The following is a 20,147-nucleotide window of genomic DNA, read 5'->3' on the forward strand; positions in this document are numbered from 1 at the left end:
TTTAATTTAGATATGACTACTGATAATCGTGATTATATATTTGAGATAGCGATCGTACGATTTAAAGCACCTTGATTACTTTGAACAACATTAGAAGCGGAGTTTTGAAGTAATTGATATTCAGTACTATCATCAATCAGCTTGACGATGTGATTACTAAGTTGAGTCGGCTCACAAATAACAATCCCTTGTTCACCTCGTAACGTATCCACAATCTCTTTAAAGTTATAATAACTCGGCCCTATAATAACAGGCACACCTAGCGCAGCAGGCTCTAAAACATTGTGCCCACCGACTTTATCGCCAAGTAAACTCCCGCCCATAAAGCACACATCAGCCGCGCCGATCAGAACTAGCATTTCACCCATGGTATCACCAAGATAAACTTGAGTTTCAGCGGTAACCGTTTTGTTAGAGGTGCGTCTTATACTGCTAAATCCCGAGTTTTTACTTAATTCAAATACCGTATCAAAACGCTCAGGGTGGCGAGGTACCAAGATTAACAAGGCGTTAGGGTGCTCTTTCAATACTTCTTTATGAGCATCAAGAACTTGTTCATCTTCACCTTTATGAGTACTAGCTGCAATCCAAATAGGGCGGTCATTGTCTAATAGCTGACGTAACTCTTGGCCTTGCTGTTTTATCTCATCCGAGATTTGAATATCAAATTTGATAGAGCCAGTAGCACATAATCTTTCTTTATTGATACCTAAACGCGCAAAGCGATCTGCATCCGCTTGGGTTTGGCATAGTACTTTTGTTAAGTGCTTACTTAGCTCGGTAAAAACAGGTTGAATTTTGGTGTAGCCTTGGCAAGACTTCTCAGATAAACGTGCGTTAACCACATAAATAGGAATGTTAGATTTACCGACAGAATGTAAGGTATTTGGCCACAGCTCTGTTTCAATAATCAGTAATTTACTTGGATTAACCGTTTTTAAAAATCCGTTCACAGCAAATGGGAAATCAATAGGCATATAGCGGTGTTCAACTAAATCACCTAACTTGGCAATCTGCTCTGCACCCGTGCTTGTTGTGGTTGTCACTAGGATTGGCTGTTCAGGGCTCTGCTGTTTTAATGCTTTAATTAATGGTGTCGCAGCAATCGCTTCTCCAACTGAAACCGCATGAATCCAGAGTGGTTGTTCGCTTTTTTTTAGCGTAGGAGTAAATCCAAAGTGCTCCTTCCAGCGGTCACCAAATTGAGGTTTGTTTGGTTTTTTCTTATATAAACCAAACAATAAAACAGGAGAGAGAAGTGTTAATAGTAAGGTATAAACTAGTCGGATTAACATGAAGTAACCTGAATGACAGATTCATTCGAGTGGCTTTTGGGACTAATTTTATCCAGCACTAGTTGTGGATCAAGATCGGTCAGACACTTCAAATGCTTAAATTCACACTCGCGTTTAAAACAAGGGCGACATTCAATATCTGTACTCACAATGTCAACTTTTTCAGCTAATGGTGGCGTGTACTTTGGTGATGTTGAACCATAAACCCCAACCACATGACAACCGACAGCAGCAGCTACATGCATTAAGCCAGAGTCATTACTGACAACCGTTTTACAAGCAGCAAGCAGATCTACAGCTTCAATTAAACTGGTATCACCCGCTAGGTTAAATACCGATGCTTGATTATCTGAATGAACCAAAGATTTAATGGCTTCAGTGGTTTCTTTATCTTTTGCTGAACCAAATAACCATACTTGATAGCCTTGGTTAATCATCTCATTAGCTACAGCTGCGTAATGCTCAACAGGCCACTGTTTTGCCGGGCCAAATTCCGCACCAGGGCATAAGCCAAGAACAGGTTTATCCGCAGATAGAGAAAATTTAGTTAACATTGCTTGCTGGGTATCAGCATCAATAGCAAGCTTAGGTCGAGGTAAAGTATCTAGCCCACCTAATGAGCTTGAATTAATCATCTCTGATTTTGGATGAGCCAATGCCACATAGCGTTCGACCATGTATTGAAATGATTTCTTATTTGAACGTAAATCGTTAAGTAGGCCATAGCGCATCTCGCCTTTCCAGCCAGTACGAATTGGAATACCAGCAAACCAAGGTATTAATGCCGATTTAGCGGAATTAGGGCAGATATAAGCATGAGTATAATTATTAGCGCTAAGCTGCTTACTTAAACGGCGGCGACCAAACAAATCAAAGGCACCATGACCAAGCGGCATTTCAATCGCTTGGTTCACTTCAGGCATGCGTTCCAAAATAGGCTTACACCATGCCGGAGCCATAACATCAATAACAGCGTCAGGGTTTTGTTGTTTTAGTGTGATATACAGTGATTGCGACATCACCATATCACCCACCCAAGATGGGCCAATGATCAAAATTTTCATGATGGTTTTCTTTGGTTAATCACTAAGGCGCTCAGTATGGCGATGCCAACGGCAAAGAATAAAATGCCTGAGTGATGTGATAAGTAATGTTGGGTAAGGGCATAGCCTGCAACCAGTGCGACGTGCGAGGCTCCCATTAGGGCCAAAAAGTAGTGTGTGTCTTTGTCTGAATCATTGATATATTGTTTCAGGTTTCTTTTGAAAAAAGCAAAAGGCACCGCAAACATGATCAGCAATACAGAGAGACCAAAAATCCCTTTGGTTTGTAAATCTTCTAAATATTGGTTATGAGCTCGAGAGTATTTCAAGGCAATTGGATCTATGAGTCCAGCGTCGAGTTGGCGCTGTTTTGCTGCTTCAATACCAGAAAATCCTTGACCAAATAATGGGGATTCTTGTGCGCTATATAATGCAGATTTCCACATCTCTAAGCGTGCACCAGAAGAACTAGCGGATTGTTCAGCTGAGTATTGAGTTAAATCAGACTGTATTGCATCAAGTCGAGAAGTGATTTGGGCTGAGGCAATAGATAAATCGATAATTGCAGCAAGTAGAGCGTAACCGACTATTTTTTTATTTATTAACTCTTTATTTAAATACAGAACAATAAGTAAAACAAAGGGAGTTAATAGCCAAGCACCGCGAGCACCAGATAATAACGTGGCGATGTAGCCTAAATTAGCGGCAACGAAGCTGAATACAGCAAAGTTCTTCTGTTCTGTTTTACGGTAATAAAAAAACGAGATAACAGAGAATGTGGCTAATGAGGCGATAATACCTCCAATTTGAATTGGCATGTAACCAAACGTACCGACAAAAGCACACCCGCCAATATAAAAGCTATGGTAAAAACTGATGAAGCCTGCAATCGCCGCTCCAATCGGTGCAGCCAGAAATAGTGGTGCCGGATTGGGTTTATAAGTGACTAAAAAACATAAAATGAAAGAGGCCAACACCGTTCGGCTTGGCATATCAAGTTGGCTGGTTTCTCCTCCTGAATACAGAAAAGAGATGATGGTAAGAATAAAATACCCAACCATGGATAAGCTAATGTATTTAACGTCTCTGTTTTTAAAGGCGTGATAGGTTTTTGGCAGTAAAAACAAACCAAATAGTGCCAATAAAAGCGGAGCAACCACGTAAGAGTCAGGATAAATAATAGGGGTGCTGAAGAATAGAAAGCAAAGTATTGTAGCAATTAAAGGTAAGCTTATTTTTTTCATTTTTTTCATTTATCCTGATAACTAGAAACTATAAGTTCAAGAGCAGTTGTAGCGCTCTTGAGCTTGATTTACGCTCTTTCTGAAACCTGAAACCTGAAACCTAGCTCTTATAGAAGCGAAGCGATCTAGTTTCTAGTTAGCAAAGCGTATAGCTTTTACTTCTCAGAGCTTTACTTATTAACAATCGCCATATACTCAGCAACACCATCAGCTACCGACTTAAACTCAACATCACAACCCGCAGCTCGCAACTTAGTTAAATCTGCTTGCGTAAACTCTTGATATGCGCCTTTTAAATGCTCAGGGAACGGAATGCTTTGAACTTCGCCTTTACCGTGGTGCTTAATTACCGCATCCGCAACAGCGCGGAACGGTTCAGCACGACCAGTACCACAGTTGAAAATACCTGATACGCCATTTTCTAAGAACCACAAGTTAACCGCAGCCACATCACCCACGTAAACGAAATCACGCTTGAATTCATCACTGCGCTCAAACAGTTTAGGATCTTCGCTGGCATTCATTTGATTGTTCAGATGGAAAGCAACCGAAGCCATAGAACCTTTATGTTGCTCACGAGGACCATAGACATTGAAGTAACGGAAACCGGTAATTTGAGAAACCGTTTCACCGTGCGCTTCAGCATCAGCCCATAGGCGGCGAACGTAGTTATCAAACTGTTGTTTAGAATAGCCGTAAACGTTTAATGCACCTTCGTACTCACGCTCTTCAATGAAGGTATCAGTATCGCCATAAGTCGCAGCAGATGATGCGTATAAGAATGGGATCTCACGTTCGATACAAAAATGAAGCACTTCTTTCGAGTATTCATAGTTGTTCATCATCATGTATTTGCCATCCCACTCAGTGGTAGCAGAGCACGCACCTTCGTGGAAAATAGCATCAATTGTACCAAAGTCATCACCCGCCATGATTTGCGTAATGAAATCTTCTTTATCCATGTAATCAGTGATATCAAGATCAACTAGGTTCTTGAATTTTTTGCCATCTTTCAGGTTATCAACCACTAAGATATCGTTAAAGCCGTTGTCATTTAAAGACTTAATAATGTTGCTGCCAATCATGCCAGCGCCGCCAGTTACAATGATCATTTTGATACCACGATTTATTTAGATAATTGATTCGATTGTAGCAAAGAAAGGAGTAAAAGGCAGCGGTAATTTTGCGACAGGGTATTAGTGAGTGGTCGTCACTAGAGACTATACGCTTCGCTAACTAGAAACGATAAAATCATATTGTTGTAAGTGATTCATGAGATATGAACCGAAAAGCAAGTTGTAAGTACAATGAATGAAGTGGATTGATTAAGTATCGAATGCTTAATCAATAGAAATTGAGCTATAAAAGTTAAGAGCTGGAATTTATGAGGTAGTGATATATTTGATAAATCAGTATTACTGGCTTTTATAGTCTCTAGTCACGCAGTGAATATAGTTAGCAAAGCGTATAGTTTATTTAAAATGGAGTTATCATGCCAACACCCCAAAAACACTCAACCCAAAGCACAAATTTTGAAATAAACCTAAAACACCACGGCGGAAAACTCGGCGTCACCGGCTCTTGCCATGAACTCTGCATTAATAGCAACGGCAATAAGCACGGCATATTAATCGACTGCGGTTTATTTCAAGGCAAAGACGCTAAAGATAAACATGGCAATGACAAAAAACTTGATATTGAATTTCCCATCTCACACCTCAAAGCATTAATCCTCACCCATACCCACATAGACCATATCGGTCGCTTACCTTGGTTATTAACAAAAGGCTTCAAGCAACCCATATACTGCACACCAGCAACCGCTGAGTTAGTACCACTCATGCTAGATGATGGCTTAAAACTGCAACTCGGGCTAAACAAAGGCCAAAGAGAAAGAGTATTAGAATTAATAAGAAAACAGATAAAACCCATTCCATACAACCAATGGCACCGAATTAAACTCACCTCTACAATGGTACCTTCTCACTCTAAAAGTTCTTGTTCTTCCCTGAAAGCGAAGCGTCCTGAATCCTTAAACCTGCTCTTAAGATTCCAACCCGCCGGCCACATCCTCGGCTCCGCTTACGTCGAAATCAAACTCCCCAACGATGAAATCGTCGTATTTTCAGGCGATCTTGGTCCATCCAATACCCCATTACTTCCCGATCCAATTTCACCAAAACGTGCCGACTTATTAGTAATAGAAAGCACTTATGGCAACAAACTTCACGACAGTGTAGAAACCAGAGCAAAGCGACTGCAAGAGATAATAGAACGTTCACTACAAGATGGTGGCGCAATCATTATTCCCGCATTCTCAGTCGGCAGAACCCAAGAGCTGTTGTTTGATATTGAGCACTTAATTCATCACAACAAAATAGACTCAAAAATTCCTATCATTTTAGATTCTCCATTAGCCAACAAAGTCACCAAACAATATCGCCGATTCAAAAAACTCTGGAGTAAAGAAGCGAAAACCAAACTCAACAATCAACGGCATCCACTTAATTTCGAACAATGCATCACCATAGAAAGTCACAAAGAACATATGCAAATCGTCAACCGCCTAAAAAGCACCGCAAAGCCCTGCATAATAGTCGCCGCCAGCGGCATGTGCGCTGGAGGCCGAGTGATGAATTATCTAGAAGCGTTATTACCAGATAAACGCACCGACATTATTCTTGCCGGTTACCAAGCCCACGGTACTCTAGGCCGAGATCTGCAAAACCAAAGATCAACGGTCTGGATAGATAATCAACCAGTAGATGTAAATGCTCAAATCCATACCATGTCAGGCTATTCAGCCCACGCCGATCAAGCAGATTTAATTAAGTTTGTTGATGGGATTGAGGAGGGAAGGAAGGAGGTGGTTGTGGTGCATGGCGAGGATAACGTGCGCGAGGAGTTTGAGAGGGTACTGGAGGCTAGAAACTATACGCTGCGCTAGCTAGAGACTATAAGTGCGGGAGTGTTTATAGCTGATAGTTTATTTATGTATTTTACATAGCTAGAGATGTTTGGAGCGGCTAGAAACTATACGCTTCGCTGACTAGAGACTATAAGAGCGGGTATGTCTATCGGCGAGAGTTATTTAATCATTTATATAAAATTAAAGGTGAAAATGTGTTATTTGAAAAGTTGAAAATATGGCAGCGTTCTGCTCGATTGGCTTGTGATGTAATTGAGTTATTTGAAGGGAATAGAAACTTTGCCCTAAAAGATCAAATACTACGTTCTTCGTTATCTGTGCCTTCAAATATCTCAGAGGGAGAGGAACGAGAGACACTTAAGGAGAAGATTCGATTTTACTATTATGCTAAAGGCTCATGTGGCGAATTACTTACGCAGCTATTGATAGCAATTGAAACCTCTAGTGTGCCAAAAGAACCAGCGCTTATTTTAGTTAAAGAAACAAGAGAAATCGCAAAAGTTATTGCAACAATCATTCAAAAAGATAAGAGAAAAAAGTGAAGCGTGGGCTTTTGATCTTATAGTCTCTAGTTAGCGCAGCGTATAGCTCCTAGTTTCATATAACTTTTTCAGTTACAATTTTGAAATATTTGAATTTATTTGGCGCGGAAAAAGCAATGAAAACAAAAGACAGAATAATCCTCGGTGCCTTAACCCTTTTTAACCAAAATGGTGAACGAAATATCACCACCAACCATATTTCGGCGCATCTTGAAATCAGTCCGGGTAATTTGTATTACCACTTTGGCAATAAAGAAGCGATCATCAATAGTATTTTTGATAACTATGCGAACGAGCTAAAAACACGCTTTAAACCAATGGCAGAAGAAGACCAATCGACAATGCCTAGTGTACAGATCATGTTGAGTTATTTAGATTCGATTTTTGAGTTGATGTGGAACTACCGTTTCTTTTACGCCAATTTACCCGATATCTTAAGCAGAGATACGGAGTTAAAAGAAAAATACACCAAAGCACAAGAATCCCTAAACGATAACCTTATTAGTATCATGAAAGGATTTAGAACTTCAGGCCTTATTGCGCTTGAAGACGATGAATTACTCGCGCTAACCAAAACGTTACACCTCGTATCGTCATGCTGGATAAGTTACCAAACCGCACAATTGTCAGATAAAGAAATAACAGAGGCGGTGGTTTATCAAGGCATGTTACAAATGCTAAATGTCGTTAGACCAATAGCAACAGAGCAAGGCAGAGCACAGATATTAGAATTAGAAGCGCATTATCAAAGCAGATTATAGAATTCAGAAAAGCTAGAGACTAGAGACTATAAAAACGTGTATAGCTGGTGTAATAATCATGTCTGATAATGCTCTTGCTCTTATAGAAGCGAAGCGCTCTAGTATCTAGTTAGCGCAGCGTATAGCCCCACACCACAACTCATAACAGAATGACTTAAATGAAACGCATCATCCTTAGTACCATCCTATTCATATCAAACCCACTTACCGCCGCCATTGAGCCTTTATTTGACACACCAAAAGACATGGAGCCGACTTGGGTTGATAACCTATTAGACGTTTTTGGTGCTGATGGTGGTTTTGATGAAAGCAAAGTCATCGATATGAGTTACTTACCCACCGCGTATTACACACCAGAGAAAAAGTTTGGTGTCGGTTTGCTGATGGTTGGTTTATATAAAACTGAAAATGCTGCGGTTGAAGAACAGCCTTCTTCATTAGTGGTCAACTCATTCGTCTCAATGAATAAATCCTATGGTGTCTCAGTCGAGAACATGAGCTTTTTCAATCAAGGAAAGCAACGACTATTACTTGAGTTAGAACTGCATAATGAAGCCGCAGTGTATTATGGCAAAGGAATCGAACAAGGAAATAAAGACAGTAACTATCATGAGTTTGACGAACAGGTATATAGTTTTAAACCTCGTTGGATGACAGAGGTCGCTAATAACTATTTCATTGGTATCGGTGCCGATTTAACTTACGCCAAAGCGGAAAACTTAGAATTGGTCACTACAGGTCGCTCATATCAATCAGACCGATACCTGCCTGATAACCTTAGCTCAGGAGTTATTATTACGAGTGTGTATGACTCTAGAGATTATCGTCTTAATGCCAAAAAAGGCTGGTTACTTCAGTTTGATGCCGGTTTGTATCACAATGATAAAGCAGATTCTTTTTCAACCTATGATTTAGAAGTCGCTAATTATATCGATTTAAACGGTTTGCCGGGCCTTATCGCATGGCAAATTCAAGGACACTTTACACAGGGTGAAGCTCCTTGGAATATAATGCCAGATCTCGGTGGTTCAAGTGCGATGAGAGGCTACATTAAAGGCAGATACAGAGACGATCAAATGATGATGGGACAAGTAGAATACCGACTGCCAATTTTCCAGCGCTATGGCATGGTTTTCTGGGGAGCGGTTGGCAGTGTTGCCCCAAGCGTTAGTGAGTTAAGCGACGAATTAATGACATCTTACGGTACGGGCTTTCGATTTAAAGTCAAAGATAATATCAATTTGCGTGCGGATGTTGGTATCGGTCAAAATGAAACCAATTTCTACTTAAACGTAAACGAAGTCTTCTAATGGGGTTCCGTCTTATTTGCCTTACTTTAGCGATGAGCGCCAGTGTTCAATCTGTCATGGCAAACGAGCAAGTTCGAGAGGCATCGTGCTCTGTCGCATCAAGCTATGGCATTTATCTAAGTGGTATTCACACTGGAGAAATGAAGCGAGTAGAAGCTTGGCAAGGCACTAGAGCAATCATCACCTCCAATAGCAAAGCCAGTATTCTAGGTATTGGCACCGCTTACTCGCAAAGTGCTGAAGTCTCTTGGTCAGAGTTAGAGAATGAATGGGTAACAGACAAGTTTCATCAAAAAGTGTCAGGTTTCCGTTCAAGAGATATGAAGGTAACCTTTACCGACGGAGGACATCAATCAGACGTTGATATTGATGGTAAAGAATCGACTTATTTTTCTAAAGAGATTCCATTAAGGGATGTTGATACGTTATCGATTCAAATTCGTGAAAACCTACTGCAAGGTAAACAAACGTTTCGTTTAAATCGTCAAGCGTCTGATGGCATTGAACCTTACCAATACCAAGTGCATGAAAAGCAGATTAAGACATTTGAAAAATGGGGAGAGCTAGAGGTTATCCCTGTTGAGCAAACGGGTGCAGAGCATGTCACTTTTTTGTTTGCGCCAGAGTTAGAGTATCAACTTATCGAAGCGCGTTATCATGGGTTTATTCTTCGAGGTCTTTTGACGCTTGAAGGTTATGAGTCAACGTGTGGAGGCTAGAGGCTAGAGGCTAGAGAGTAGAACGCTTCGCTCCTATAAGATCTTTAAGATAAGAGCAGGGTTACTCGCTTTTTATACGACTGAATGTCAAGAATTCGGTAACATTATTGGCATGAATTGTGCATTATTTAAACAAGATGATTTGATTACAATGGATACGATTTTACTATGAATAAGATGATCCCAATCGGGCTTTTCAGTACTTTACTTTTAACAGCATGCGGCGGCAGCGATAGCGGCGGCGGTAGTGGTGGCGGTACTCCTGCCCCAACTAAATATACTTGGCAGTTTGTTCAAATGAAAGCGAATACTCAAAAAAATATGTTGTCTTCTTGTGCTGGAAAAGCCCCAACCGAGTTTTATGTTGATACTAATGATATAGACGAATCAAAATGGGTTTATACTTTTGCTGTTCAAGCACCAAATATCACTGATATCCTCGTTTATGATGCTAATAGTGTTTTATATACAGATACGAACCTTAGTAAATTTGATATAAATCCTACGACAGCGACATTAACATTTTCAGAGAATGATATCCCTGATGGTGGTTATGTGACAATCGTAGATTCTATAAAGGATGGTTCTAAGCACTTACTTACAGTTCAAAAAGAATTATTATCAGATGCATTAATTAAAGTAAATGTAGAACAAGGTACTCAAAAGTGCTATGCAGAGAATAAATTTAGTTAAAAATTCAAAAAATAAAAAAGTGATTATTGGAACATTTGACGGTGTTGCAGAAAGTAGTGTCGAAGGCTTTTTAACAGGACAAAGTCAAAAAGGTTCTGGAACAACTAAAACAGAGATAGAAACTTTAAATAATGAATATGTTTTATTGAGTGGTTTTAATGCCGATAATCAAATTACAGGTTTTAACTATCAAGCGAGTTCTGCATTAAGTGATATGACGAGTACCAGTACAGCTTCTCATGCATTAGACGCTTTAACTAGCTTTATTAATATTGATTTGAGAGATTCAAGTGATTTTTCTTTTTTAGATATGACTATTTTTTCAAATTATAAAGGTCAAGTTTTTACTTGGAACTCATGGGCCACTAAGCCATCTATTTTTACCTCGTATGCAAAGTTAGGTGATGAATTTAATTATTCAGCAACTTACAAAGGAACATTGAATTCTTGGAAGATCACTGTAAACTCGACAGCAAGTGCAACAGGTGATATTTCTATTGTATTAGATTCTCTTGATATGCAAACAATCCCAGCCCCTGCATTTGAATGTGGTGGCTCAACATGCTATGTGAATGTTAAAACGCTAACCTCGTTAGATGTTGATACGATAAAATTAGAATATACAGCGGGAGTGACAAGACATACAATCTATACGAATGATAGAGATATGTTTATCCCTGAGATCCCTAGTTATATTGAAGATGTTACATACCCAGATAGTTTAACTCCTGTAAATGTATCTTTCTTGATGGGTGATAATATTACGAATGAAGCTCGTTCAGGGTTCATGAGTTACTCAAATATTAAAGAAAATCCTCCTCGTGATGGGTATATTGATATGCTTATTGCTCCAGGATTAGAAATGAAACATCAATTAGGAGTTAAACAATCTAATTTCATATCGGTAGTTTCACCATAACATATTAAAAAAGAGCGCAGCATCCACTGCGCTCTTTTATAATACACCAAACCAACCGCGATCCGCTTTTAAGCCTCAACCCTCAACCCTACACTCACCTTGCTCCTATAGAAGCGAAGCGTTCTAGCCTCTAGTTTCTAGTTAGCGCAGCGTATAGCCTCTAGTTTCTAATCAACTCCCCCTTATATAAACACCATCACTTTCAAAAGTAAGGTAAAAAAGGGGGAGAACAAAAGTCAAACCAACCGCGTCCGCTCTTAAACCTGAAACCTCAACCCTGCTCTTACCTTAAGATCTTATAGAAGCGAAGCGTTCTAGTCAGCGCAGCGTATAGTCCTAAAGCCCTTTCTTCGTATACCACGGTTGTCTTGCATCTGTTAAGCCAAACAACGTATTTTCCTTCGACAACATCTGCCCGCCATCACGAGTCAAAGGTTGCCAATCAAAGTACGCTCTATTTTTACTTGGTTTAACCGTCATGATGTCGTAAGGAATAGAGAGGTAAAACCCTTTGGTATAACTGCCTTCACCAAATTCCTCCGCAGATAAATCAGTCATACTTGCATAAGCACCAACAATAACACCTGAATCAAACTGTTTAGAAAAATCTACACGATAGCCTTTATCGCCTGCTAAAAACTCACCATAACTTACCTTTAATAGCGTACTCTTTAAAAATGACCATTGAGGCATGTAATATCCGGTTAAGTGGCCAGTTGTTCCTTGAGAGCGAACATTGTAATAACGTCCATCGGCTTCGCTGTATTGACGGTCATCTTGATAGAAATCAAACCAATTATCAGGAGAGCGTTGTTGAATGTACGTATAATCAAGGCCAACAGCCCAGCGGCTATTTATAGGGCGGTATAATATCTCAGTACCAACGCCACCAAACATACTCTCTAAATAACCACCATAAGTCTGCCCATATAGACCTTCAGCATATTCATCAAACCAAGTAAGCTGTAAACGTTCCAGTCTTAAAGCGCTTTCAGTGGCATAAGCTCTAAACATGGTACGAACACGAGGAACCTCGGTCGCATCGGGTGGTGCGATGTAATTAAATTTATCATAGTTATCAATAAGGTTTAAATACAGAGATCCAGAAGCTTGCAGGTTATCAGTAAGCCAATAAGAGGATCCTGCTTTAATGCCTATCTCATACAGATAAAAACCTTCAGCACCACCAATTGATTGACGTAAAGACGGAGAAATATTCACATCCCAACGGTCAAATGAGTCATGTTTTAAATTATCATCATTGATTGAATCAGTCTCAGAGATATCTTGAGTGACGGTTGCATCTGTAATTTTAGCGCCCACGTAATTAAATTGCGCTGCATCTTTATAACGTTCAGCATCAATCACGGTCTCAGTGGTGAGTAAGGAATTATTTTCTTCAATAATACGATAAGTTTGAATATATTCAGGAGTATTACTTGCTAAAATTGCCGCCGCTTCTTGATGAGCAATATCTTTATTACGATACTTTTCTTGCCCAGTAACGATCGTTAATTCATTGCCTTTTACGTAAAATTTACTGTTAGAATAACCGGCATTATTATCTAATTCTTGTTCGATATAATTCCAGTTTATTTCATCCACATGATTAACTGATGGTGCCTGATACACGGTTTCAGGGGTATCACGCCAATTAGCTTTCATTGTGTTAAAGTTGGTGGTTAACGTAAAGCCAAAGGTGAGAGTATCCCCTCGTTCATAACTTAAACGCATATCTCCCCAATCACCTAAACCATATAAAACACCAAAGTTCCATGGGGTGTGCTGAGTCATATCAGCGACGCCACCTTTTACCGGATAATCTTGACTGTAATCATTGCCATCATATTCAAGTTTTAAGCGCAGCGGTTGGAAAGGGGTTTGATATTCCAAACCACCATAGAGTGACGCAGAGCCTTTAAACCAACGCTCAAAATCGACACTGCCGCCATTGCCTTTAAAGTCAGACTCACGCGAGCAATATTTATCCGATGCTTTACAAAATGGATTAGTAATATTGCCACTTTGTCCAAGGTAGCCCCAACCCATGCCCACGGTGACATCGAGATTACCAAAACGCTTGGTTGCCGCAACAAATTCACCATCAAATAAACCAGTACCGCCAAAATCACGCACACCGATAGAGGTTTCAGGTAGCCAGTCACTCTCCTCTAATAGACGAACCTTGAAATCGATGCCTTTATCAGCATGAGTGGTATCTCCACTAAAACTAGGGTCGCTGCTGTATTTCATGTCTTGAGTTAAAGTGTAACGGATTGTAGTTTCAAGCCACGGCATCAATTGCAATGAGAGGTTATAAAAGTGATATTCATTATTGAAGCTAGTATTAAAACTGAATGTCCCCTCTTCAGCATTACGTCCTGAAGGCATTTGCATTAAACCAACGCCACCAAAATCAGTTTGGGAAGGGGTAAAGGTTATTGGTTCAATATATTCACTACTTTCTGCAGCCAAGGAAAAAGTCGAAAAAGTAGCAGTAATCGCACTTGCAATTAAAGATAAGGCAAATTTAGGATACGGCATGATTAATTTACCTTATTACGTAAAAGTTGAATGATATCTTGGTGAATTGATGACAATGAATCAGGTAACTCATTAAATCCAATAAAAATCGTGGCTCCGGGCGCAATTGAAACCGTATTTTTCTGCCATTGATTATTACTCGCTATTTGTACGACACCATCAGGTTGAATCACATAAACCTGAGACGTATTGGCTTGAGAGCTGACATCAACGTTATGGAGATAATCTTTTACACTACCATTCTCTATATATGACAGAGTTTGTGGTTTAGGAGATAACGTTAATCCAAGAACGGTGATGGTTGTTGGTCGCTCTGGCACAAATAGCGAGAACTGCCCACTCAGCAGTGGATTATTTTCTTTTTTTATTCTAATTTCATCGATATCTAATGGAATAAAGAGGCGAGAAACAAAAGATAGCTGAGCCAATTGATTAATGAGTAAGCTTGAGTTGAGTTGGTAAGTTGACTCGGTCCATGAAAGAAAAGGAGAGTACTCACCGAGCTTACTTAGCTGTTGTGACAGTTTCTCTTGCTGTTGAATAACAGTATTTTTTTTCTCGTCATCACTAAGAATGAGGCCTAAAGGGTAAGCATAGATATTACTATAATTAAGTGATTCTAGTAGTGCAGAGTCTAATCGAGTTGCTTGAGGAAAAGATAAAATCACGCTGTTTTTAACTAATGTAATAGAGAGTGCAGAGTCACTAGCATAAGAAAAGAAAGAGCAGAGTGATAAAAAGAGAAAACCAAAAATACGCATTGTCACTCCTAATTAAGAACGAAAAGGTTTAAGGAAAGTCATTTCAATGGTGGCCATGTTTGGACCAATAAATTGACGAGTTTTTACTACCTCGCCAGTATTATCTAACCAGTATTGATTAGTAAACGTTAAGTCTAAGGCAGAAAAAGAGACTAACTCCTGGATAGCTGTCACTTCTTTTGTCCAAACAAGAGAGGTTAATGTACTTTTTTCACCAGGTAGAGCATGAATACTTGCTTGGTAATGATATCGATAATCTGGCATCCAATCATAAACCGCTTGCCATTGTTGTGGCGCGGTAAGTTGTTGGCTTAATTTAGGTAAGGCAACAGAGTTTAATGCGATTAAATTGTAATTAGGTAGGGCAAGGGTTTTTATAATACGTCCATTCTCAGTGACGATCATTACGTTGTCAGAGGAGAGCCACTTAAGCTGAGTTACACCAGTTGTCGGGTTACTTTCAGCTAAAGCAAGTACCATAAATATGTTGTGACTGTCATTGATTTTAACAAAAGCGCTAGCATAAGGCAGTTCATTAATATGCTCGGCAGAAAGTTCAACATCACTCATACCAAATACAGCCTCATTAAACGTCGACTGTACATCTTGAATTTTTTGTGAACAGCCAGTTAATAAAAAGCAGCCAAAGGTAAGTAAATATAGAGTAATATTTTTCATGAATTCTACTTTCGGTAATTTATTAAAAATATAAAAAAAGCCATCAACACGGTGTTGATGGCTTTGTTTTTAGCTTATTATGGCTTATTGAGTAACAGATGTAGACGTTGAAGTCGCAGTATCAGAACCTGAATCAGCAACAGCAACAGCAACAGCAACAACAGCACCTACAGCGATAGCAGTAGTACCAGCAACGCCAACAGCAGCAGTAGTTGCGCGAGCAGTACCAGCAGCAGTACCAGCAGCAGAACCTGTAGAAGCAGCAGCAGTTGTTGCTTCAGCAGCGGCAAATGCAGAGCCAGCAGTCATAGCTAGCATAAGAGCGATAGCAGTCTTTTTCATGGAAAATTTCCTTTAAATAAATGTTTTTTTTATAACTATATGTTTATAAAAAAGCGTTACATCGATGTATACGCAGATCCCGCGCACATGAAAAGTATACCTGCTAGTATTTATATTCACAATAAAAATGCGCTTAAATAAATGCCATGTCTTATATGTATCATTTCTCACATTGCTGATATAATACTCGCCTTATGTGATTTTAAAAAACCGATTTGGTAAATATTTAATAATGCATACAGTAATGGCTAATTACACCAATAAAAAAAGAAGCCTCACGCCAATAGCCGCGGCATTAGCGTGTTGCTATTCGGCTATTACCTTTATGGCAACGCCAGCAATGGCATCCCCTTGGCTAGAAGCGAATGATCCTTTTTTACGCTCGTCATTACAGGTGTTGTCTGATTCTGGCGTAATATCGTCACCGACCAATCAATACCCATTACGATGGTCTCTATTTGGTGATGATATTATCAATAATGATACCTCTCATGATTTGTCAGTGACGCTCGCCCAAAGAGAAGTGCGATACAGCATGAACTCGGCAAAACTTAATAGAGGCCAAAGCTCAGCTAAATTTGTCGCCAGTAATGAAGAGGCTCCATCAACTGGGTTCGGCCAATTTAGTAAAGATAAGTGGGGGGCATCTGCCAGCTACGAATATCTTGATACTAGCTATGCGTTTCGAGTGACGACCAGTTATTCAAACTATCAAGGCGAGGAAGAGATCCGCTGGGATGACTCCTATCTATCACTTAATCTAGGCGCTTGGTTATTCTCCATCGGAACGGTAGACAGATGGTGGGGGCAAGGTTGGCAACATAACCTAATTCTTGGGTCTTACGCCAAAGCCGATCCGGATATAAGTGCCAGCTATATTGGAAAAAACAGAGTACTAGGTGTCTGGAATATTGAAACTGTCGTTGCGAAACCAGATGACGCCGAATTTAATTACCACAGTGCGACACGTCTTGTATCTAAGCCCTTTTCATTTTTTGAATATGGATTAACGTATCAAGTCTGGTTCGATAGTAATAACAGTAGCGATTCAGACGACAGCATTAAGCAAGCCGCCGTCGATGCTAAGTTAACGTTACCATCGATTAACGTCTCTAATGACAGTGCTGAAGAGCAAACCCATGTATATCACAGCGTATATGCAGAGCTTGCCTCAACAGAGAACACCACAGAGTTAGGTGCCTTGCTATTAGGTTGGAGTGGCAGTGTTAATATAGAGGGGCAAACGGTACGGTTAGTACTTGAGTCTCAACAAAGCACCTCTGAGAATGAGGCGTCATTTAACGCTAACTCAAGTTATGCTGTAGACAATAGTTATTCTGTTGCGCTCTATGTGCAAATGAGTAATGATCATAATGTAAGCCTGAGTTATCAGCAATCTGAATGGGATGATACCCAGAGTAGCCAAAGTAAGACCACTCAAGCCAATTATCGATTGCCAGCCGCTTCAGGCATGGTGCATTTAGGGCTTGGCTACACACAAATGAAAACCACAACTGACGATGATCAAATTAATGCATCGTTAGGTTACGAATTTAGATTTTAGCGATTTATCTTAGTTTGACCGACCCTTTTATTTTTTAACTGATTTTTCACAAGTGAATAAATAACAAAATGATGATGAAAAGAACCCTTACCGCCAGCTTATTTGCGATGATAAGCACCAGCACGATGGCATTTACACCAAGCGCTGAACAAATGGCCCAATTTCAGAAACTACCTAAATCCCAGCAAGAGCAATTAGCTCGTCAATATGGGGTAGATGTTAGTGTACTTACAGGCAGTGCTTCTCCTGTACATAGGGCGAAAGGAAAAACAGAACAACAACCAGTGAGAGCCAGTGCTCCAATAGTACCTTCTGTTGCTGATAAAAGTGAACGATTCTCAGCGTTTGGCTACGATATGTTTTTAGGGAAAGTGAAGACACTAACGTCTGTCGATAACCTACCGGTACCTAATGATTATGTCATGGCTCCCGGTGACGAAGTCGCTATTCAAATCTATGGTAAAAGCAGTGAAGAGCTAAACCTGGTTATTGATAGACAAGGGCGTTTAAATTTCCCTGAATTTGGTCCAGTTGCAGTCTCTGGTCAAACCTTTGCTGATATGCAAAAACACCTAACTGGTATTATTAAACAGAAAATGTTAGGTGTAGATGTATTGGTATCAATGGGGGCAATGCGCACCATGCAAGTGTATGTGGTAGGTGAAGCCACACAGCCAGGGGCTTATAACGTCAATGGCCTAACGACCGTGACCCAAGCATTGATTGCCAGTGGTGGAATTAAAGAATCAGGCAGTCTACGTTATGTTGAACTTAAGCGTAAAGGCAGAGTGGTTGAGCGATTTGATGTGTATGACTTATTGCTAAAAGGCGATTCACGCAGTGATGTTCGTTTGTTAAGCGGTGATACCCTGTATATCCCAACTAAAAACTCAAGTGTTGAGCTACATGGTGCAGTAAAACGTCCTGCGATTTATGAATTAAAAGGCAAAACCACCCTTTCTCGTTTACTTTCTTTTGGTGGTGGTTTACAGCCAAATGCTTTCCTATCTAAAATAAATATTACTCGTATGGGATCGAATGGTTACGAGCAATTTACCGTAGACATGAGTACATCAAAAGGCAAAAACTTCATCATTAAAAATGGTGATAAAGTGGTGATATCAAAAGCGGCAGAATCATTAAATAATGCAGTTGCACTGCGTGGAGAAGTCGCAAGACAAGGCGCGTATAACTTTAAACAAGGCATGAAGGTTAGCGATATTGTCTCTTCAGTTCGTACCGATTTAAAACAAAATGCCGATTTAAATTACGCGTTAATTGTACGTGAAATCAATAAGCAACGTGATATAGAAGTACTGCAATTTAACCTAGGCGAAGCCATTGCGAACCCTAGCTCAAAAGAAAACCTGAGCTTAAAAGAAAGCGATCAAATTTTTGTGTTCAATAGTGGATTAGACCTTGATTATTGGTTTAAGTCTTATGCTGATGCTGAAGTGAAAGTGAAACACAGTGAACAGAAAAAAAATGTAGAAAGAGTAGATGTTGAGACAGGGGCAATTATTGAAACTCAGTCTGTAACAACGTTGAAAACAGAAGATATCGATACCGTATCAAGAGGTGAACAACAAATACAAAAAAGCCGAGAGAAATTACTAACCCCAATTATCGATCGCCTGAAATCACAAGCGACGCTAGATAACCCTGCACGGTTAATTGAAGTTAGCGGTGCCGTTAAGTACCCAGGTGTTTATCCGTTATCAAGAATCGGCACCATTAAACAAATAATTTTAGCCGCAGGTGGGTTAACCGAAGAAGCATACCTAGACAGTGCTGAATGGACGGTTCGTGATGTGAATGGCAGTGAGTTAATTATCGAGCAGAAGAAGATCTCGTTAAGAGATGCACTATCAGTAGAAGGTGAGAAAAACTTTACTTTAACAGGTCAAGATCGCTTAATTGTAAAAACCAAACCAAATTGGCAAGAAGGCTACACCATTGAGTTACAAGGTGAAGTGATGTTCCCAGGGGCGTACTCATTTACCCGTGGTGAGACTTTACAAGAAGTGATTGAGCGCGCCGGTGGTTTAACAGAATATGCGTATGCTGATGGCTCAGTCTTTAGTCGCGAACGATTAAAACGCCTAGAAGAAGAGCGTTTAAAAATCTTAAACATGCAACTAAAGCAAGAGATTGGTAACTTAGCACTGCGTCGTCAAAACTCAAGCGCACAATATACGACCCCACCAGGTGATGCGATGTTAATTGCTGATGAATTGGCGAAAACAGAAGCCATGGGTCGCATGGTTATTTCTATCCCAAGAGCAATCGAAGGGGATGAAATTGCCAACTTAATGCTAGAAAAAGGCGATAAGCTGTATATTCCTGCAAGAAACCCAGTGATCAGCATCATGGGTGAAGTTCAGTTTGCCTCAAATCAATTGTTTGAACCTAATATGACAGTGGAAGAATACATTGAAGTCGCTGGCGGTACTAAAAAACAAGCCGATACTGACCGTATTTACGTAGTACGTGCAGATGGCTCAGTGATGGTCCCAAATAACTCATACTGGTTCAGCCGCAGCGATAAACCACTAGCCCCAGGTGATACCATTATCGTACCACTAGACACCGATTACCTAGATGGCCTAAGTACGTTAACCTCAGCAACGCAGATCTTGTATCAAATCGGTGTAGCGTGGAGCGCGATTAAGGACTAGAAACTATACGCTTCGCTAGCTAGAAACTATAAGATCAAGAGCCGACCTCGGACTTATTTTTTTGCTCTTATAGTAGTGAAACGATCTAGTTTCTAGTAGCGCAGCGGCCTAGTCTCTAACCTCTA

Annotated in this window: 17 protein-coding genes; 9 read left to right on the plus strand and 8 right to left on the minus strand. The window is 40.0% G+C overall.

Going from position 1 to position 20,147, the window contains the following annotated elements; translation table 11 throughout:
- Positions 1 to 32 precede the first annotated feature (32 nt).
- The 4 genes from waaA to rfaD form a co-directional block, all read right to left on the minus strand.
- A complete protein-coding gene (gene waaA, locus VSAL_RS01575; RefSeq protein WP_012549045.1) occupies positions 33 to 1,295 on the minus strand; it encodes a lipid IV(A) 3-deoxy-D-manno-octulosonic acid transferase in 1,263 nt (420 codons plus the stop codon).
- The gene (gene waaF / locus VSAL_RS01580; protein WP_012549044.1) at positions 1,289 to 2,359 is read right to left on the minus strand and encodes a lipopolysaccharide heptosyltransferase II; all 1,071 of its coding nucleotides are present in this window, start codon (positions 2,357 to 2,359) and stop codon (positions 1,289 to 1,291) included. The genes waaA and waaF overlap by 7 nt, the downstream gene beginning before the upstream one ends.
- The gene (locus VSAL_RS01585) at positions 2,356 to 3,582 is read right to left on the minus strand and encodes an O-antigen ligase family protein (RefSeq protein WP_012549043.1); all 1,227 of its coding nucleotides are present in this window, start codon (positions 3,580 to 3,582) and stop codon (positions 2,356 to 2,358) included. Before VSAL_RS01585 ends, waaF begins: the two co-directional genes overlap by 4 nt.
- A 170-nt stretch (positions 3,583 to 3,752) precedes the next feature.
- Positions 3,753 to 4,694, minus strand: coding sequence for an ADP-glyceromanno-heptose 6-epimerase (gene rfaD / locus VSAL_RS01590; protein WP_012549042.1), 942 nt, complete (start codon positions 4,692 to 4,694; stop codon positions 3,753 to 3,755).
- Positions 4,695 to 5,074: 380 nt separating this feature from the next.
- Between rfaD and VSAL_RS01595 the strand changes: the two genes are divergently transcribed.
- From VSAL_RS01595 to VSAL_RS01625, 7 genes are all read left to right on the plus strand, one after another.
- Positions 5,075 to 6,529 carry an MBL fold metallo-hydrolase RNA specificity domain-containing protein gene (locus VSAL_RS01595; RefSeq protein ID WP_012549107.1) on the plus strand — a complete coding sequence of 485 codons (1,455 nt, stop codon included), beginning with the start codon at positions 5,075 to 5,077 and terminating at the stop codon, positions 6,527 to 6,529.
- 176 nt (positions 6,530 to 6,705) lie between these two features.
- On the plus strand, positions 6,706 to 7,053 hold the full coding sequence (locus VSAL_RS01600; protein WP_012549108.1) for a four helix bundle protein: 348 nt from the start codon (positions 6,706 to 6,708) through the stop codon (positions 7,051 to 7,053).
- A 116-nt stretch (positions 7,054 to 7,169) separates the two neighbouring features.
- Positions 7,170 to 7,814 (plus strand): TetR/AcrR family transcriptional regulator, encoded by a 645-nt coding sequence (locus VSAL_RS01605; RefSeq protein WP_012549109.1) that lies wholly within the window; start codon positions 7,170 to 7,172, stop codon positions 7,812 to 7,814.
- A 158-nt stretch (positions 7,815 to 7,972) separates the two neighbouring features.
- Positions 7,973 to 9,124, plus strand: coding sequence for a BamA/TamA family outer membrane protein (locus VSAL_RS01610; RefSeq protein ID WP_012549110.1), 1,152 nt, complete (start codon positions 7,973 to 7,975; stop codon positions 9,122 to 9,124).
- Between the two features lie 32 nt (positions 9,125 to 9,156).
- Entirely contained in the window at positions 9,157 to 9,843 is a 687-nt protein-coding gene (locus tag VSAL_RS01615) for a hypothetical protein (protein ID WP_197535567.1), read from the plus strand.
- Between the two features lie 168 nt (positions 9,844 to 10,011).
- Positions 10,012 to 10,536: a hypothetical protein gene (locus tag VSAL_RS01620; RefSeq protein ID WP_012549112.1), complete on the plus strand. Its 525-nt coding sequence runs from the start codon at positions 10,012 to 10,014 to the stop codon at positions 10,534 to 10,536.
- Positions 10,514 to 11,455 (plus strand): hypothetical protein, encoded by a 942-nt coding sequence (locus VSAL_RS01625; RefSeq protein WP_012549113.1) that lies wholly within the window; start codon positions 10,514 to 10,516, stop codon positions 11,453 to 11,455. The genes VSAL_RS01620 and VSAL_RS01625 overlap by 23 nt, the downstream gene beginning before the upstream one ends.
- Before the next feature lie 336 nt (positions 11,456 to 11,791).
- Here VSAL_RS01625 and VSAL_RS01630 read toward each other — a convergent pair whose 3' ends face one another.
- The 4 genes from VSAL_RS01630 to VSAL_RS01645 all read right to left on the minus strand — a co-directional run bounded on the left by VSAL_RS01630 (position 11,792) and on the right by VSAL_RS01645 (position 15,780).
- A complete protein-coding gene (locus VSAL_RS01630; RefSeq protein ID WP_012549114.1) occupies positions 11,792 to 13,999 on the minus strand; it encodes a YjbH domain-containing protein in 2,208 nt (735 codons plus the stop codon).
- Positions 14,000 to 14,001: 2 nt separating this feature from the next.
- Entirely contained in the window at positions 14,002 to 14,760 is a 759-nt protein-coding gene (locus VSAL_RS22285; RefSeq protein WP_049940317.1) for a capsule biosynthesis GfcC family protein, read from the minus strand.
- A 12-nt stretch (positions 14,761 to 14,772) separates the two neighbouring features.
- Positions 14,773 to 15,438, minus strand: coding sequence for a YjbF family lipoprotein (locus tag VSAL_RS01640; protein WP_012549116.1), 666 nt, complete (start codon positions 15,436 to 15,438; stop codon positions 14,773 to 14,775).
- An 84-nt stretch (positions 15,439 to 15,522) separates the two neighbouring features.
- Positions 15,523 to 15,780 carry a hypothetical protein gene (locus VSAL_RS01645; protein WP_012549117.1) on the minus strand — a complete coding sequence of 86 codons (258 nt, stop codon included), beginning with the start codon at positions 15,778 to 15,780 and terminating at the stop codon, positions 15,523 to 15,525.
- 244 nt (positions 15,781 to 16,024) lie between these two features.
- Here VSAL_RS01645 and VSAL_RS01650 point away from each other — a divergent pair, with 244 nt between their 5' ends.
- Positions 16,025 to 17,344: a capsule assembly Wzi family protein gene (locus VSAL_RS01650; protein WP_148234225.1), complete on the plus strand. Its 1,320-nt coding sequence runs from the start codon at positions 16,025 to 16,027 to the stop codon at positions 17,342 to 17,344.
- 68 nt (positions 17,345 to 17,412) lie between these two features.
- The gene (locus VSAL_RS01655; protein ID WP_012549119.1) at positions 17,413 to 20,022 is read left to right on the plus strand and encodes an SLBB domain-containing protein; all 2,610 of its coding nucleotides are present in this window, start codon (positions 17,413 to 17,415) and stop codon (positions 20,020 to 20,022) included.
- The last annotated feature ends 125 nt before the right edge of the window (positions 20,023 to 20,147 follow it).

This window comes from Aliivibrio salmonicida LFI1238, from assembly GCF_000196495.1.
In the GTDB taxonomy this organism is placed as follows: Bacteria; Pseudomonadota; Gammaproteobacteria; order Enterobacterales; family Vibrionaceae; genus Aliivibrio; species Aliivibrio salmonicida.

Bases quoted from the DNA above. Each gene is read 5' to 3' on its own strand.
- VSAL_RS01605 (WP_012549109.1), top strand. From the start codon at position 7,170: ATGAAAACAAAAGACAGAATAATCCTCGGTGCCTTAACCCTTTTTAAC.
- VSAL_RS01630 (WP_012549114.1), bottom strand. From the start codon at position 13,999: ATGCCGTATCCTAAATTTGCCTTATCTTTAATTGCAAGTGCGATTACT.
- VSAL_RS01610 (WP_012549110.1), top strand. From the start codon at position 7,973: ATGAAACGCATCATCCTTAGTACCATCCTATTCATATCAAACCCACTT.
- waaA (WP_012549045.1), bottom strand. From the start codon at position 1,295: ATGTTAATCCGACTAGTTTATACCTTACTATTAACACTTCTCTCTCCT.
- VSAL_RS01645 (WP_012549117.1), bottom strand. From the start codon at position 15,780: ATGAAAAAGACTGCTATCGCTCTTATGCTAGCTATGACTGCTGGCTCT.
- VSAL_RS01595 (WP_012549107.1), top strand. From the start codon at position 5,075: ATGCCAACACCCCAAAAACACTCAACCCAAAGCACAAATTTTGAAATA.
- VSAL_RS01640 (WP_012549116.1), bottom strand. From the start codon at position 15,438: ATGAAAAATATTACTCTATATTTACTTACCTTTGGCTGCTTTTTATTA.
- VSAL_RS01615 (WP_197535567.1), top strand. From the start codon at position 9,157: ATGAGCGCCAGTGTTCAATCTGTCATGGCAAACGAGCAAGTTCGAGAG.
- VSAL_RS01655 (WP_012549119.1), top strand. From the start codon at position 17,413: ATGATGATGAAAAGAACCCTTACCGCCAGCTTATTTGCGATGATAAGC.
- VSAL_RS01620 (WP_012549112.1), top strand. From the start codon at position 10,012: ATGAATAAGATGATCCCAATCGGGCTTTTCAGTACTTTACTTTTAACA.
- VSAL_RS01650 (WP_148234225.1), top strand. From the start codon at position 16,025: ATGGCTAATTACACCAATAAAAAAAGAAGCCTCACGCCAATAGCCGCG.
- VSAL_RS01625 (WP_012549113.1), top strand. From the start codon at position 10,514: ATGCAGAGAATAAATTTAGTTAAAAATTCAAAAAATAAAAAAGTGATT.
- VSAL_RS22285 (WP_049940317.1), bottom strand. From the start codon at position 14,760: ATGCGTATTTTTGGTTTTCTCTTTTTATCACTCTGCTCTTTCTTTTCT.
- rfaD (WP_012549042.1), bottom strand. From the start codon at position 4,694: ATGATCATTGTAACTGGCGGCGCTGGCATGATTGGCAGCAACATTATT.
- VSAL_RS01585 (WP_012549043.1), bottom strand. From the start codon at position 3,582: ATGAAAAAAATAAGCTTACCTTTAATTGCTACAATACTTTGCTTTCTA.
- waaF (WP_012549044.1), bottom strand. From the start codon at position 2,359: ATGAAAATTTTGATCATTGGCCCATCTTGGGTGGGTGATATGGTGATG.